This is a genomic window from Mesorhizobium sp. WSM4814 (assembly GCF_055811595.1).
Genome location: NZ_JBVVQT010000049.1, coordinates 1 through 14,606, shown reverse-complemented (window position 1 = coordinate 14,606; position 14,606 = coordinate 1). Strand labels below are relative to the sequence as shown.

Here is a 14,606-nt window from a genome sequence, read left to right as displayed (position 1 = left end):
CCCCCTCGCGCACAATGCGCAAAACTGTTCGCGATGTCCTCGCACACCTGTTCGCGATGTCTCCGGTCCAAACACCCTTGTGGGAGAAGGTGGCCGAGCGAAGCGAGGTCGGATGAGGGGTGTTCCAGCTTGGCACCGACGCACTCCGTCCAGCACCCCTCATCCGTCTCGGCGCTGCGCGCCGATCCACCTTCTCCCACAGGGGGAGAAGGAAATCTCCGCCAGCTCAAAACCGCTCCAGTTTCGCCCGCACTTTCTCCAGAAACGCCGCCCTCGTCTTCGGTGTCGACGCATCCATCAAATAGTGCGCCAGAAAGAACGTCCTGCAGCGGGTGGCGCAGAGCGCCCGCATGCCGCGCAGGATCGTCTTGCGTCCCGGCTGGCCGACGACGACGCTCCACCAGGTCGGTGCGCCGAAGGTCGTGATCACCCCGATCTTCGTCACATGCCTCACCAGTGACTGGATCCGTCCCTTGCCGGCCGGCAGTCGGAAGGCGACGTCGGTCGCCCAGACCCGGTCGAGCCAGCCCTTCAGCATCGCCGGCAGCCCGTACCACCATGTCGGATAGATGAAGAGGATTGCCTGGGCCCAGTTGAGATTTTCGATATGCGGCTTGAGCGCCGGATCCTGCGGGGCGTGCTCGTTATAGAAGCGTCGCTCGTCGCAGCCCATGACCGGATCGAAATTTTCCGCATAGAGGTCGAGCAGCCGCACCTCCCAGCCTCTCGCCTCCAGCACCTCGATGGCACTATCCCGGATCGCGGCGCAAAAGCTTTCCGGGACCGGATGGCAATAAACCACCAGGACCCGCATCAGAAGGCATCCATGCTGGCGGCGACCTTCGCCGTAAATCTCTTCCGCGTCTCATCGGTCGACAGGTTCATCGAATAATGCGCGAGATAGGACACCGAGGCGCCTGGCTTGACCGTCGCGCGCAACACACGCTTGACCAGCTTGCGCGGCGGGTCGCCCATCAGCATGGCGTGGAGCCGGCTGCCACCATAGGTGGTGACCGCCGCCAGCTTGCGGATGTTGTGCAGCGAAGGCTGCACCTTGCCATTGACCAGCTTGAAGGAGACGCCGGGCAGGAAGACGCGGTCGAAAAAGCCTTTCAGGATCGCCGGATAGCCGTAGTTCCACACCGGAAACGACAGCACCAGCGCCTCTGCCCGCAGCAGGCGCTCGACATAGGGCGCTGCCGGATCCCCGGCGCCGCGCTCGTCGTGATAACCGAGCCGCTCGGCCCGTTTCAGCCGCGGGTCGAAATCCTCGGCATAGAGATCGCAATCGTCGACGGCGTGGCCGGCGGCCGTCAGCCGCTCGACGATCGTCCGGTGCAGACCGGCGTTGAAGCTGGTTTCGACCGGGTGGGCGTAGAGCACGAGGATGTTCACCGAAGTCCTCGCAGGTCGGCTCGACAGCGCCACACGCTCGTCATCGTTCACCCCGCCTTCTGCAATCCCTTGAACAGGAACGACTTGCCCGAGCGATAGTCGTAGTCCGGGTTTTCCCAGGCGATCATCTTGCCGGGATTGAGCAGCCCTTGCGGATCGGTTTCGCGCTTGAAGGCGAGCTGCACCTCGTCCGTCTGCTTCATGCCGCCCTCTTCCAGCGTGTAGCGGTGCGGATTGAAGACCCAGCAGCCATTGTCTTCATGGATGCGGATGATCTCGTCGAGCCGCTCGGCCGTGGTGAAGCGGACCAGCGGCAGTCCAGCGACGCCGATCGCGCCGTCGAAGCGGATGAATTCGAGATGAACCGGCACCTCGTCGCCGAAGCGGTCGATCATCGCCTTGACGTAAGCGAGGTGATCCGGCGAGGGATAGCGGGTCTGCAGATAGGTAATATCAGGGTCGACCCTGATGGCGCGCAGCGTCGTATGGTTCCAGGTCAGCTCATAGGCCGGCGGCAAGCCCTTGAGATCGGCCTCCTTGTCGGCGCGGAAGACGATCTCGCCCTTGCTGCGCGCCGTGAGGGCGACAAAGGCGTCCATCGCCTGCGGGGCGATCATGCAGACGACGATGCTTTGCTCGCGCCGGAAGAATTTCTGGTGCCGCTTGAAATAGTCGTAAGGGATCGGCGCGGCGATCGGCGTGATCAGCTTCGCCAGGATGCCGTCCTGAATGGCGAGATCGTTGCCGAAGCCGGCCGCATCCATGAAATCGTCGAAGCCGACGATGACGTCGATCCAGTCGTAGGATGCGGTCAACGGCATCTCGACCTCGGTGATGATGCCGTTGGTGCCGTAGGCATGCATCACCTTCAGCACCTCCTCGCCGGCAAGATCCATGATGCGAGGCTCCGCCTCCATCGTCACGGTCCTGAGCCGGATGACGTTGCCGAGGTCGCGCAGCCCGCCCCAGCGGATCGAGCCGATGCCGCCCGAGCCGCCGGCAACGAAGCCGCCGATCGAAGCGGTGTTATAGGTCGACGGCGACATCCGAAGCTCCTGGCCGGAATGGGCGCGCGTCGCCCTGTCGATGTCGGCGAGGACGGCACCTGGACCGGTCACGACGCGGCCGGGCGCGATCGTCTTGACTGCGTTCATCTCGGCGAGATTGAGCACGACGCCGCCGGACAAGGGCATCGCCTGACCGTAATTGCCGGTACCGCTGCCGCGTGGCGTCACCGGAATGCTATGCCGGTGGCACGCGCCAAGCACGCGGATCACCTCGTCCTCGGTCTTTGGCGTCACGATCAGGTCGCCGGTCACGTGATCGAGCTGTTGCTTCAGCACCGGGCTGTACCAGTAGAAATCGCGGCTCTTCTGCTGGACGATCGCCGGATGGTCGTCGATCTTTAGACCTTCGAGATCGCGTTTGAGCGCAGCCAGGTCCATCATCGCACCATCAGATCGTCGAGTTCGGCATAGTCGGGCAATTGGCGCTCGATGGCGCGGCCATCCCGCACCACGATGCGATCCGATTCGGGCCGCGACAGCAATTCCGTCCAGTTCCGCCCCCTGAAGACGACGAAGTCGGCGCCACCGCCTGCGGCAAGGGTGCCGAACCCGTCGAGCCGCATCACCCTGGCCGGCGTCGAAGTCACCGCTTGCGGCCAGTCGCCGACCGGGTGATCGAAATGCAGGATACGCGTCGCCATGCGATAGACCTCCAGCATGTCGAGATCGCCATAGGCGTAGAACGGATCGCGAGTGTTGTCGGAGGCGACGGCGACGGGAATGCCGCGCGCCTTCATCTCGTGCAGCAGCGTCACGCCGCGCCAGCGCGGCGTGGTGTTGTCGCCGCGCCGGTCCTGCAGATAAAGATTGCACATCGGCAGCGACACCACGGCGAGCCCCGCCTTCGCCATCTTGTCCAGCGTGTCGAGCACATCGAGATCGGGCTGGCGTGCCAGCGAGCAGCAGTGGCCGACGAGGATGTTTCCCTCAAAACCGTTCCACAGCGCCGCCTCGGCGATCTTCTTCAGCGAGATTGCCGAGATGTCTTCGGTCTCGTCGGCATGGAAATCGAGGGCGAGGCCATGCTTGATCGCCTGCGCGAAAACCCGATCGAGAAGCTCTTCCAGGTCCGGCAGCATATAGGTGACGACGCCAAGCACGCCATTGGCCGCAGCGACGCGTTTGGCCAGGCTTTCGAACCATTTCTTGTCGCGCACGCCTTCGATGCCGAGCAGGCAGGCGGCCTGCAGCTCGATGCGGCCACGCCATTTCTCCCGCACCGTCTCGAACACCGGCCAGGAGATCTCCTCCTGCGGTGCGACGCTGTCGAGATGGGTGCGCAAAGCCCTTGTGCCGTGCGCGTAGGCGCAACGCAGCGAAAAATCCATGCGGCGAGCGACGTCCTCGGCGCTCCAGCGGGCAGCACGGTCGGCGCCGGTGGCGTTCAGCGCACCCATGAAGGTGCCGTCCGGATTGGGTTTTCGAGGCCAGATATGGCCTTTGTCGATATGGGTGTGGCAGTCGACGAAGCACGGCATGACGATACGGCCGCCGAGGTCGAGGGCGCCTGCGGGTGTATTGGACTGGCGATTCGCGACGATGCTGGAGATTTTGCCGTCGGCAACAGCGATGTCGGCGAGCGCGAAGCCGTCGCTGTCATAGGCAGAGAGTCCCGGCGTAAGTGATGCGTGAAGCCGGGCGTTGGTGAGATGATAAGGACCAGAGGCTGGTATCAAGCCGCACCCCCCTCTGGCCTGCCGGCCATCTCCCCCTCAAGGGGGGAGATTGGCAGCTTTGCCCATGGCGCTCGTCTTGCAACGTTGGTTATTGGCGAAATCCTAGATGACGTCCGATCTCCCCCCTTGAGGGGGAGATGGCCGGCAGGCCAGAGGGGGGTGCCTTCCTCCAACACCATCATCGCTCCTGCTTCAGCGCACTCTCGTGCCAGCGTCGCAGGATCAAGTGCGAGATCAGCGACAGCACCAGGAAGATCAAAATGCCGGTGAACGAGATCAGGATCAGCGCCGCAAACAGCCGCGGTGCGTTGAGCCGGTAACCGGCCTCGATGATGCGCGAAGCCAGCCCCGACGACTGTCCGGTGGCCCCGGCGACGAACTCCGCGACCACCGCGCCGATCAGCGACAGGCCGCCGGCGATCTTCAGCCCGCCGAGGAAATAGGGCATCGCCGCCGGCAGGCGCAGATAGCGCAATTGCTGCCAGCGGGTTGCGCCATTGAGCTTGAACATGTCGCGCAGGTTGCGGTCGACAGAGTTGAGGCCGAGCGTCGTGTTGGACAGGATCGGGAAGAAGGCGACGATCCAGGCACACAGCAGAAGCTTCGTCGTCTGGTTGTCGACATAGATGTTGATCAGCGGGAAGATCGCGACGATTGGCGTCACCTGCAGCACGATCGCAAACGGGAAGAACGACATCTCGACCCATTTCGATTGCGTAAACAGCACCGCCAGCCCGACACCGCCGATGACGGCCAGAAGCAGGCTGAGGAAGGTGATCCTGAGCGTCACCAGCAGCGAGGAGAACAGCAGCCCGGCATCGTCGAACAGCGTTTGCAGCACCACAGCGGGGCGCGGCAGGATATATTTCGGGATGTCGTTCCAGACGCAGATGCGGTCCCACAGCCAGATCGCCAGGACCATGATCGCCAGCGGCAGCAGCCAGCGGCCGATCCGCTCGAGCCGCTCCTGGCGCACGCGACGCGCCTCCTCTGGATCCAGGGTTAGGGCAGGATGATCAATGGCCGTCATGATGCGGTCCGGCGGTTGAGTTGATGGCGCCGATCAGCACATCGGACGCCTGGCGGCAGAGCGCGGCATAGGCGGGCGAGGTGCGGAAGGCTTCGTTGCGCGGATAGGACGCATCGATGGCGAGTTCTTTGAAGACCCTACCCGGCCGCGCCGCCATGACGACGACGCGGCTGGAGAGGAAAACGCTTTCGAAGACGCTGTGGGTGACGAAGACGACGGTAAAACGCTCGTCCTGCCACAGTTCCAGAAGATCGTTGTTGAGCTTGAAGCGGGTGATCTCGTCCAATGCCGCAAATGGCTCGTCCATCAAAAGCACGCGCGGCTTGGTCACCATGGCGCGGGCGATCGAGACGCGCATCTTCATGCCGCCGGACAATTCGCGCGGCACGGCTTTCTCGAAGCCGGTCAGGTGAACCCGCGCCAGCATCTCCATCACGACAGGCGCAGCCTTGGCCCGCGACACGCCCTTCAGCCTGAGCGGCAGCCAGACATTGTCGAAGACATCGGCCCACGGCAGCAGCGTCGGTTCCTGGAAGACGAAGCCGATGTCAGAGCGATCGGCAGCGCTGCTGCCGCGCCAGTCGAGCAGGCCGGAGGTCGGCGTTGCAAGACCGGCGATGAGGCGCAAGGCCGTCGACTTGCCGCAGCCGGACGGGCCGAGAAGGCTGAGGAAGTCGCCTTCCCGGATCGTCAGGTCGACGTCGCTGAGCGCTGTCACGCCGTTGGAAAAGACTTTGCCGACGCCGCGCAGCGCCAGCAGCATCGGACCTTTGCCCGATGCGCTTGCCGGCGCTTGCGCCACTTTCTCCTGCATCATGCCCGGGTGCTATTTCTTCAGGTCGATCCCGACGCCCTTGTTGACGAAGGCCAATGTGTAGGACTTTTTGATGTCGACGTCGGCCGGCACGACCTTGGCCTTGACCATCTTGTCGTAGAAGCTCTGGATGCGCGCGTCGGTCATCGCGCCGATGCCGAGTTTTTCCGTATCGCCGGAATCGACGATGCCGAATTTCTTCATCTGCTCGATTGAGAACGCGATCTGCTCGTCGCTGATGTCGGGGTTGTCCTTCTTGATCGCCGCGTTGGCGGCAGCGTTGTCGCCGTAGAGATAGTTGTACCAGCCCTTGGCCGAGCCATCGACGAAGCACTGAACCACCTCCGGCCGCTTGTCGATCGTCGCCTGCATGGTCTCGATCGTCGTCGCATAGGTGTCGAAGCCGTAGTCGGCGAGCAGGAACAGATTGGGCTGGAAGCCGCCTTCCTTGGCGACGGCGAAGGGCTCCGAGGTCACGTAACCCTGCTGGATCGACTTCGGATTGGCGATGAAAGGTGCGGGGTTGAACGTATAGGGCACGCGCTTGGCCGGATCGAAGCCGAACTCCGTGATCATCCACTGGAAATAGCTCTGTGCACCTTCGTCGCCGATAATGTACTGGTCAGCGTTCTTCAGATCCTCCCATCTGTCGAGCCCCTGACCCGGATGGCTCATGATCACCTGCGGCTCTTTCTGGAACGAGGCGGCGACGACACGCAGCGGAATCTCCTGCTGCACGGCGTCGAAGGCCTGCAGCATGTTGCCGCCCATGTAGAAGTCGATCTTGCCGGCAAGCAGCAGCGGCCGGCCACTGACCTGCGGGCCACCTTGCATGATCGTCACGTCGAGCCCGCACGCGGCATAGGTGCCATCAGCCACCGCCTGATAATAGCCGCCATGCTCGGCCTGGGCGAGCCAGTTGGTGCCGAAGGTGATCTTCTCGTTTGCTGCCGCGTTCAGCGTGCTTGCGGCAAGCAGCACGATCGCGCCAGCCGAAATCTTGAGTTTTCCGTCCATCCGCACCACCCTCAGTTGGCTCTGGCGCGCCGCGCGCCGAGCTCGACACCATCGATCGAAGAAGCAAGACACATGCCATCGCCCGGACCGCCCGCCTTGCGCAACAGTGGCGCGCGAAAGCCGGACCGGTCATGCCGTACCGGGGGCATCGTGCCTATTTTTTGAACGCCTGTCCATAATCGCCCTGATAGTATGCACTGCATCTTGAGGGCTCGCCCGATCCGGCTTTACGCTGGCAGCAGACTGGAGATTTTCATGTTCAAGTTCCTGACGCCGAAGTCGATCAAGCCGCCCTTTGCCCGCTACAGCCATGGCGTCGAGGTGCCGCCCGGCAAGCGGCTGGTGCTGTGTTCTGGCCAGGTCGCCATCACGCCGGACGATAAGATCCCGGAGAATGCCGGCGCGCAGGCCGAGCTCTGTTTTCAAAGCATCGCAGCGATTCTCGGCGACGCCGGGCTTGGACTTTCCGACATCGTGCGCATCAACGCCTATGTCACCGACCGCGTCTTCCTGAAACCCTATATGGACGTGCGCGATCGCCTGTTCACCAGCCCGGCGCCGGCTTCGACGCTGATGATCGTGTCCGGTTTCGCGCGGCCGGAATTCAAGGTCGAGATCGAGGTCATCGCGGCAGGGTGAGGAGCCGGCTGGAATCGACAGGCCGTTGATCTCCAGTTACACGACAAAGGCTGGTGCTGCCCCTCATCCGCCTGCCGGCACCTTCTCCCCGTATAGTGACGGGGAGAAGGGAAGCGCTCCAACGCTGGCGCACCCCTCTCCCCGTCTCTATACGGGGAGAGGGTACGGGTGAGGGGCAGCGCCAACGCCGCCAGTTTGCTCGAGGTTTCAAAATGACCGTTGCAACGAAACGCGTGTGGTGGGGCGACTATCGGACCACAGAATACGCCACCATCGACCCGGAGGCGACGATCGCCGTTCTGCCGGTGGCGGCGATCGAACAGCACGGGCCGCATCTGCCGGTCTCGACTGACAGCTCGATCATGAACGGCATGCTCGAAACGGTGATCGCGCGCCTGCCCGGCGATCTCGACATCCGCATCTTGCCGGTCCAGGCGGTGGGCAAGTCGAACGAGCACCTGCACGCGCCGGGAACCCTTACATTGCCGGCGGCGACCTTGATCGAGGCCTGGACCGAGCTCGGCCTGTCGATCGCCCGGGCCGGGTTAAGGAAGCTGATCGTCGTCAACTCGCATGGCGGCAACGAGGAGATCATGGGCATCATCACCCGCGAACTGCGCGTGCGGGCAAAGATGCTGGCGGTGAAGACGAGCTGGCAGCGCTTTGGCCGGCCGGCCGGCATGTATAGCGAGCTTGAGGACCGCCACGGCATCCATGGCGGCGATGTCGAGACCTCGCTGATGCTGCATTTCCGGCCGGATCTGGTCGACATGGCAAAGGCCGACAATTTCGTGTCCAACGTCGCCCGCGCCGAAAAGCAATTTGCGTTGCTGCGCCACACCGGAACGCACGCCTTCGCCTGGATCGCCACCGATCTCAACCCGAACGGCGTGGTCGGCGACGCCAGCATTGCAACGGCCGAAAAGGGCCGGCTGACCGCCAACCATCAAGCCGACGGTTTCATCAGCCTGTTGAAGGACGTGCGCAAGGCCAAGCTTGCAGATTGGCTGACCTAGGGATCTACTTCAGGTCAAGGTGAGCCGAAATGCGGATTTCTCTACACGCCCCGCTTGAGGTTCAAGGCAGACAGCCACTTTTGTGGCGCTAGTTTCCAGACCGTGCGTAAAGTAAAGTCTCGCCGATTGTTTCTACCCTCACGTCCAGCCGGTTGTTTCTAGTCTCACATCCATGGGTGCGCGATGGTTGTCGTTACAAAGGCACTGACCCTTGCTGACTTCCATGAGGCCCGCGCACTTATCGCGGAGATGGGTCAATGGGACGTTGCACAATGCGGCGTGCACGGTCTTCCGTCGGAAGACGTGATTTCCGCCTACTATTCTGACGATGCCGCGAGCTTGTTGGAAAAGTGCACCTTGCCCAGCACAGGGATGTACCTCGCACGGATTGGCTCTGTCGCCTTGGGCTGCGTCGGCCACGTCAGCCATGGAGATGTTGCCGAGATCGTTAAGCTCTTCGTGCGTCCGGAAGGACGAGGAAAAGGCGTAGGAGCCCGCCTCCTTGAGACGGCGCTCGATGCTATCGAGGAGTCCAAGTGCCGAAAAGTGAACCTGGTGACAGTTTCATTCATGACGAGCGCTATCGTTCTTTACCGCAAGTTCGGCTTTCAAGAGTGCGAACCATTCGAACCAGCACCGAAGGGCTTGGAGGGGGTTACGCGATACATGGAAAGGGTCACCAAATAGCTTGGACGGCTGCCGTGAAAATAAGCGCGGCCTTAGCCCGATCGGGACTGATCAGGCCTCTGACCAGAATCAGCCGTCGATCTTCAACTCGAAAGGCGTGCCCTCGAAGGCCTCGGCGCCGCGCCCGATCGCCTCGATCGCACGGGTCATGCGGCCGTTGCGATCGAGCAGCGCGTCGGCGACCGCGATCAGCCGCGGATTGGGTGTCGCCGTCGGCGACAGTGCACGCAGCGTCTCAGCCAACTCGACCTCGCAGCGCTGCGGCGCCAGTGCCGCCGCGATGATGTAGGCCGAGGCCGTCGACCGGCTGATACCGGCATAGCAATGCACGACCAGCGGCCTTGCACGATCCCACCGGCGCGCGAAATCGAGCAGGTTGCGGACATGCCCCTCGCCCGGCATGGTCATGCCCTCCTGCGCCACCGCGATATCGTGCATGACCAGATGCAGATGGTTTTCCTGGGCGATCGACGCCGGCCGCGTCACCTCGGTGCCGGCGGCCAGCAGCGAAAGCAACCGCTCGGCCCCGGTCTTCGCGACGGTTTCCTCGACTTTTGAAAGCGAACAGACATGGATCATTGCTGGACCTCGCTGGTGTTAACGTGGCGCTGTTGCGACCAGTCGGCAAGAGCCGATTCGAGCCGCTGCCATTCCTCGCCCTCGCCCGGCAGCCCGGCGCGCAGCACCTCCGGCCGGCCGGAAAAATCCCGAAGCAGGATGCCGCGCTCGCCAAGCACCGAAAACAGACCGGCGGCGTCCGCCAGCCTGATAAAGCGGAACAGGGTGGTGCCGCCGTCGACCGGGACACCGAAGCGGCCGAACAGCGCATCGAGCCTCGCTGCATCCCTGGCCAGACGGCGCCGCATCTCGGCCTGCCAGCCGCTGTCGGCAAGCGCGCGGATGCCATATTCGAGTGCCGGACCGGCAACCGCCCACGGCCCGAACTGGGCCTCCAGCCGTTCGACCGTCAGCGCGTCGGCCAATGCAAAGCCGAGCCGCAGGCCGGCAAGACCAAAAAACTTGCCGAAGGAGCGCAGCACGACGATGCCGCCACGGTCGACATCGCCGGCCAGGCTCTCGCCAAGCGGGCCGACATCCATGAACGCCTCGTCGACGACCAGCAACCCGCCTCTGGCGCGCAAACTTTCGGCAAGCGCAAGCAGTTTCTTGCGCTCGACGATGCGACCGTCCGGATTGTTGGGGTTGACGACGATGGCAAGGTCGGCTCCTGCCAGGGCATCGAAATCGTCGACCTCCATCGCCGCATGGCCGGCGATGGCCGCTGCCCGCTGATGCTCGGCATAGGTCGGCCCGAGCACCAGCGCCTTGCCGGGGCTGACCAGCGAAGCGACGCGCGGCAACAGGATCTGCGTGCCCGGCGCTGCCACCACATTGGCCGCCGATGGCGCGCCATAGGCGCTTGCCGCGACATCGGCCAGATCACGGACCCGCGCGGCTTCCGGCAATCTCGACAGGGCGGTGGCGGGCAGCTCGAAAAACGGATAGGAGTGCGGATTGATACCGGTCGAGAGGTCGACGAAGGGCTGTGGCGCATGCGGAAAAAGCGCCCTCGCCCGGCCAAGGCTTCCGCCGTGATCCACCACTGCCGCCGCTCCATCAAGAGACTTCATGTCGATCCTGATCGCTTTCCTGTCACTGCTTGTTGAATTCGCTGTCGGCTATCCCAGCTGGCTGCTCGGCGCCATCGGCCACCCCGTCACCTGGTTCGGCAGGCTGATATCCTTTCTCGACCGCAGGCTCAACCGCGATACTGATTCCGACGCCCTGCGCCGCCGGCGCGGTGTTCATGCGCTGCTGATCATCGTGCTGGTGCCGGCCACCATCGCTTTCGCGGTGGAAACCATGCTTGCGGGCATTCCAGCCGGATTGATCCTCACCGCGCTCCTGGCGACATCGCTGCTGTCGCAGAAGAGCCTGGCCGAGCATGTCGAGGCGGTGGCCGACGGACTCGACAATGGCGGACTCGACATCGGTCGTGTTGCCGTCTCGCAGATCGTCGGCCGCGATCCGGAAAAGCTCGACAGAGCCGGTGTCTGCCGCGCTGCGATCGAAAGCCTGGCCGAGAATTTTTCCGACGGCGTCGTCGCGCCGGTCTTCTGGATCGGCGTCGGCGGGCTGGCCGGCGGCGTCGCCTACAAGGCCGCCAATACCGCCGATTCGATGATCGGCCACCGCACGCCGCGCCACGAGGCCTTCGGCAGGGCGGCGGCGCGCTTCGACGATCTGATCAACCTGCCGGCGTCGCGGCTGACCGCACTGCTTATCGTGCTGGCCGCCTTCCTCGTCAAAGACGCTGACGCCGGCAACGCCTGGCGCACCGTGCAGCGCGACGCGAAAAAGCACCGCTCGCCGAATGCCGGCTGGCCGGAGGCCGCGATGGCCGGCGCGCTCGGCCTGGCGCTGGCCGGGCCGCGCTCCTACGACAGCGTCATGGTCGACGACGCGTTCATGGGCGAAGGCGGCCGCCGCGATGTCGAGAGCGTGGACATCAGACGAGCGCTAAGACTCTATCAGGTTGCCGACTTTCTGCTGATGGGACTGTTCGGCTTGCTGTCGGTGATCGTTATCGTTGCGTGACTGCGGCCTCCCCTTCTCCCCTTGTGGGAGAAGGGGGCCGCGAAGCGGCCGGATGAGGGGTGTTCCAGCTGGTACCGACGGCGCTCCGTCCAGCACCCCTCAACCGTCTTGGCGCTACGCGCCAATCCACCTTCTCCCACAAGGGGAGAAGGAAGAAGAGGCGAACGAAACCTCAAAACTCTATGCCTTGCTGCGCTTTCACGCCGGCGGAAAAGTGATGCTTCGTAACTCCCATCTCGGTGACCAGATCGGCGGCATCGACCAGCGCCGGCTTGGCGTTGCGGCCGGTGACGACGATATGCAGGTTTTCGCGGCGGCCCTTCAGCGCCGCCACCACCGTGTCGAGATCGAGATAGTCGTAGCGCAGCGCGATGTTCAATTCGTCGAGCACCAGCAGGCTGATCGATGGATCGGCCATCAGTTCGAGCACCTTGGCCCAGCCAGCCTCGGCGGCGGCGATGTCGCGCTTCAGATCCTGCGTTTCCCAGGTAAAACCCTCGCCCATCGTGTGCCAGACGACCCGATCGCCGAAAGCGGCAAAGGCGTCCTTCTCGCCGGTGTGCCATTTGCCCTTGATGAACTGGACGACGCCGACGCGCCTGCCGTAGCCGAGCATCCTCAGCGCCAGCCCGAAGGCGGCAGTGGTCTTGCCCTTGCCGGGCCCGGTGTTGACGATCAGCAGTCCCTTCTCGACCGTCTTGGCCGCGACCTCGGCGTCCTGTACCGCCTTGCGCTTGGCCATCTTGGCGCGGTGGCGTTGCTCGTCCCTGTCGTCGATATCGGTCATATCACTTCACCTTGAGCGGCAGTCCCGCCACCATCAGCAGCACCGTGCCGGCGACGGCGGCGACCTGCTGGTTGAGCCGGCCGGCGGCATCGCGAAACCGGCGGGCAAGCGCATTGTCGGGCACGATGCCCTGCCCGACCTCGTTGGAAACCACGAACCACGGCCCGCGCGGCCGCGACAGCACATCCGCCAGCCCTCGGCATTCGGCCTCAATGTCGCGTTCGGCCAGCATGTGGTTGGACAGCCACAGCGTCAGGCAGTCGATCAGGACGGGCCGGCCGTCAGGCAGCGCCTCGATCGCGCCGACGAGATCGAGCGGCGCGTCGACGGTCGTCCAACCCTCGCCGCGCCGAGCCCGGTGCAGCGCGATGCGTTCGCGCATCTCGTCGTCATAGGCTTGCGCCGTGGCGATGTAGATCCACGGCGCCGGACAGGCCGTCACCAGGCTTTCGGCATGCGCGCTCTTGCCCGAGCGTGCACCGCCGACGACCAGGGTCAGCTTGCTGCCTGGAGCAGCGCGATCAGGCAAGGCTATCGCGCAGGCCGGTTGCGGTGCCGGTCAAGCGGCCGCGCACCAAGCCGACGGCAGCGCCGAGTACCAGCCAGAACACCAGATTGGTCAGCGTCACCGCCACCACGAACTGGTGGTGCAGGCCTTCCGGGATCGGCGATTCGAAACTGTCGGGCTGCGGCGCGCCGACAATATGCGGCGCCACGATCAACGCCACGGCAATCACCGCCAGCGGCAATGACTTGCGAAAGGCGAGCAGGCCGAGACCGGCAGCGCTCGCCACCACCGTCGCCGTCCACCAGATCTGGCGCTGGGCGAGATCGGCCGGCGGCATCGCCGGCAGTTCGGGCGGCAGGCCAAGGTTCGGGGCCAGCGTGAACACGGCAAAGCCGGCAAGGCCCCAGAACAGGCCCTGTCGCCAATTGCCGATGCCGCCGGCAAATTCCGAAGCGGCGACCAGGATCAGCGCAAAGCCGATGCCGGTGACGACGTTGGCAACGACGTTGAAGGCGAAGCGCTCGAAGCCATCGGCAGGCGCCCAGCCTTCCTCTTCCGCGGTGGCTGCTTCAGCCGGCACGGCGCTGCTCATGGCATTGCTGCCTGCTGTGGCCGGCGACAAACCATGGTCATGCGTGTGACCACCGCCGGCCTGTTCGTAGACTTCCGCCTTGAGGATGAGTGGCACCGTGGCGTAGGCCTGCATGCAGGCGAGAACGACGCCGGCCACTAGCCCTGCGATCGCCGCGATGAACACGACGTTGCGAAACAGTGTCATGGTGTCAGCCCCTCGTCAGTGGCAGGGAAAGCCCATCGAATGGCGATAGTCGTGGGCGGCATTGTGGACCGCATCGATATGCGAGAAGCCGACAAAGCCCATGACGAAAACGCCGAGAAATGCAGCAAGCGCCAACTGCACGAAGCGCGACTGCGAGGAGACGGAAGCGCCGAGCGAGACGGAAGCGGTATTCATGTCTTGTCCTTTCGCCCTCCACCCGAGGGCATAGAAGTCAGTTCTCCTGTCGCCGGCAGGTCTCCTGGCTCGCGGATCAGCGCCCTTCCCCACCTTCCCGAAGAAGCTCTTCCCGAAGAAAATCTTCAGTGGCATATGGAGAGGACTACCGCACACAGTTGCGGGGGCAGCCACGGCATCGGGCGAATTTTGCCCCTACCGCATTCCCTCTTGGTTCCAAAACGGAACCGACGACGGCTGCGACTATAGGCAGAATCGCCGCGCCCGGCAAACCAAATTCCGCCAGCTAGCAGCGCGAATGCGCCGTCTCTCGTGGGCTCTTCCTTCTCCCCTTGTGGGAGAAGGTGGCCTCGCGAAGCGAGGTCGGATGAGGGGTGTTCCAGCTTGGCACCAACAGCG

At 63.9% G+C, this 14,606-nt stretch carries 17 protein-coding genes and 1 riboswitch; of the genes, 4 read left to right on the top strand and 13 right to left on the bottom strand.

Translation table 11 applies throughout. From position 1 onward, the window contains the following. Nucleotides 1-226 precede the first annotated feature (226 nt). From AC0L2V_RS31830 to AC0L2V_RS31800, 7 genes are all read right to left on the bottom strand, one after another. Nucleotides 227-814: an NAD(P)H-dependent oxidoreductase gene (locus tag AC0L2V_RS31830; RefSeq protein WP_473522139.1), complete on the bottom strand. Its 588-nt coding sequence runs from the start codon at nucleotides 812-814 to the stop codon at nucleotides 227-229. Then, nucleotides 814-1,395 (bottom strand): NAD(P)H-dependent oxidoreductase, encoded by a 582-nt coding sequence (locus tag AC0L2V_RS31825; protein WP_473522141.1) that lies wholly within the window; start codon nucleotides 1,393-1,395, stop codon nucleotides 814-816. The genes AC0L2V_RS31830 and AC0L2V_RS31825 overlap by 1 nt, the downstream gene beginning before the upstream one ends. Before the next feature lie 47 nt (nucleotides 1,396-1,442). Beyond that, nucleotides 1,443-2,840 carry an FAD-binding oxidoreductase gene (locus tag AC0L2V_RS31820; RefSeq protein ID WP_473522140.1) on the bottom strand — a complete coding sequence of 466 codons (1,398 nt, stop codon included), beginning with the start codon at nucleotides 2,838-2,840 and terminating at the stop codon, nucleotides 1,443-1,445. Further along, nucleotides 2,840-4,138 carry a cytosine deaminase gene (locus tag AC0L2V_RS31815; RefSeq protein WP_473522138.1) on the bottom strand — a complete coding sequence of 433 codons (1,299 nt, stop codon included), beginning with the start codon at nucleotides 4,136-4,138 and terminating at the stop codon, nucleotides 2,840-2,842. Before AC0L2V_RS31815 ends, AC0L2V_RS31820 begins: the two co-directional genes overlap by 1 nt. Before the next feature lie 178 nt (nucleotides 4,139-4,316). Next, nucleotides 4,317-5,168 (bottom strand): ABC transporter permease, encoded by an 852-nt coding sequence (locus tag AC0L2V_RS31810; RefSeq protein ID WP_473522137.1) that lies wholly within the window; start codon nucleotides 5,166-5,168, stop codon nucleotides 4,317-4,319. Further along, nucleotides 5,155-5,985, bottom strand: coding sequence for an ABC transporter ATP-binding protein (locus AC0L2V_RS31805; RefSeq protein WP_473491268.1), 831 nt, complete (start codon nucleotides 5,983-5,985; stop codon nucleotides 5,155-5,157). The genes AC0L2V_RS31810 and AC0L2V_RS31805 overlap by 14 nt, the downstream gene beginning before the upstream one ends. Before the next feature lie 9 nt (nucleotides 5,986-5,994). Next, complete coding sequence (locus tag AC0L2V_RS31800) at nucleotides 5,995-6,999, bottom strand: ABC transporter substrate-binding protein (RefSeq protein ID WP_023798892.1); 1,005 nt, start codon at nucleotides 6,997-6,999, stop codon at nucleotides 5,995-5,997. Between the two features lie 255 nt (nucleotides 7,000-7,254). Between AC0L2V_RS31800 and AC0L2V_RS31795 the strand changes: the two genes are divergently transcribed. From AC0L2V_RS31795 to AC0L2V_RS31785, 3 genes are all read left to right on the top strand, one after another. Continuing rightward, nucleotides 7,255-7,638 (top strand): RidA family protein, encoded by a 384-nt coding sequence (locus tag AC0L2V_RS31795; protein WP_473511635.1) that lies wholly within the window; start codon nucleotides 7,255-7,257, stop codon nucleotides 7,636-7,638. Nucleotides 7,639-7,850: 212 nt separating this feature from the next. After that, on the top strand, nucleotides 7,851-8,654 hold the full coding sequence (locus AC0L2V_RS31790; RefSeq protein ID WP_473511637.1) for a creatininase family protein: 804 nt from the start codon (nucleotides 7,851-7,853) through the stop codon (nucleotides 8,652-8,654). Between the two features lie 183 nt (nucleotides 8,655-8,837). Continuing rightward, on the top strand, nucleotides 8,838-9,341 hold the full coding sequence (locus tag AC0L2V_RS31785) for a GNAT family N-acetyltransferase (protein WP_473522136.1): 504 nt from the start codon (nucleotides 8,838-8,840) through the stop codon (nucleotides 9,339-9,341). A 69-nt stretch (nucleotides 9,342-9,410) separates the two neighbouring features. On the opposite strand, the gene AC0L2V_RS31780 is transcribed toward AC0L2V_RS31785, so the two are convergent. Both AC0L2V_RS31780 and cobD read right to left on the bottom strand, forming a co-directional pair. After that, on the bottom strand, nucleotides 9,411-9,920 hold the full coding sequence (locus AC0L2V_RS31780; RefSeq protein ID WP_473511639.1) for a tyrosine phosphatase family protein: 510 nt from the start codon (nucleotides 9,918-9,920) through the stop codon (nucleotides 9,411-9,413). After that, a complete protein-coding gene (gene cobD, locus AC0L2V_RS31775) occupies nucleotides 9,917-10,972 on the bottom strand; it encodes a threonine-phosphate decarboxylase CobD (RefSeq protein ID WP_473522135.1) in 1,056 nt (351 codons plus the stop codon). The genes AC0L2V_RS31780 and cobD overlap by 4 nt, the downstream gene beginning before the upstream one ends. On the opposite strand from cobD, the gene cbiB reads away from it, so the two are divergent. Further along, entirely contained in the window at nucleotides 10,971-11,939 is a 969-nt protein-coding gene (gene cbiB / locus AC0L2V_RS31770; protein ID WP_473522134.1) for an adenosylcobinamide-phosphate synthase CbiB, read from the top strand. The two genes, cobD and cbiB, sit on opposite strands and share 2 nt — an antisense overlap. A 172-nt stretch (nucleotides 11,940-12,111) precedes the next feature. Here cbiB and cobO read toward each other — a convergent pair whose 3' ends face one another. The 4 genes from cobO to AC0L2V_RS31750 are packed head-to-tail and all read right to left on the bottom strand — an operon-like array spanning nucleotide 12,112 to nucleotide 14,207. Continuing rightward, nucleotides 12,112-12,726: a cob(I)yrinic acid a,c-diamide adenosyltransferase gene (gene cobO, locus AC0L2V_RS31765; RefSeq protein ID WP_473511641.1), complete on the bottom strand. Its 615-nt coding sequence runs from the start codon at nucleotides 12,724-12,726 to the stop codon at nucleotides 12,112-12,114. Between the two features lies 1 nt (nucleotide 12,727). Beyond that, on the bottom strand, nucleotides 12,728-13,225 hold the full coding sequence (cobU, locus tag AC0L2V_RS31760) for a bifunctional adenosylcobinamide kinase/adenosylcobinamide-phosphate guanylyltransferase (RefSeq protein ID WP_473511671.1): 498 nt from the start codon (nucleotides 13,223-13,225) through the stop codon (nucleotides 12,728-12,730). Nucleotides 13,226-13,247: 22 nt separating this feature from the next. Beyond that, nucleotides 13,248-14,012, bottom strand: a complete 765-nt coding sequence (locus AC0L2V_RS31755; protein WP_473511642.1) for a CbtA family protein — start codon at nucleotides 14,010-14,012, stop codon at nucleotides 13,248-13,250. A 15-nt stretch (nucleotides 14,013-14,027) separates the two neighbouring features. Beyond that, entirely contained in the window at nucleotides 14,028-14,207 is a 180-nt protein-coding gene (locus AC0L2V_RS31750; RefSeq protein ID WP_023798882.1) for a CbtB domain-containing protein, read from the bottom strand. Between the two features lie 37 nt (nucleotides 14,208-14,244). Further along, nucleotides 14,245-14,454: riboswitch (cobalamin riboswitch) on the bottom strand. Nucleotides 14,455-14,606: the final 152 nt, after the last annotated feature.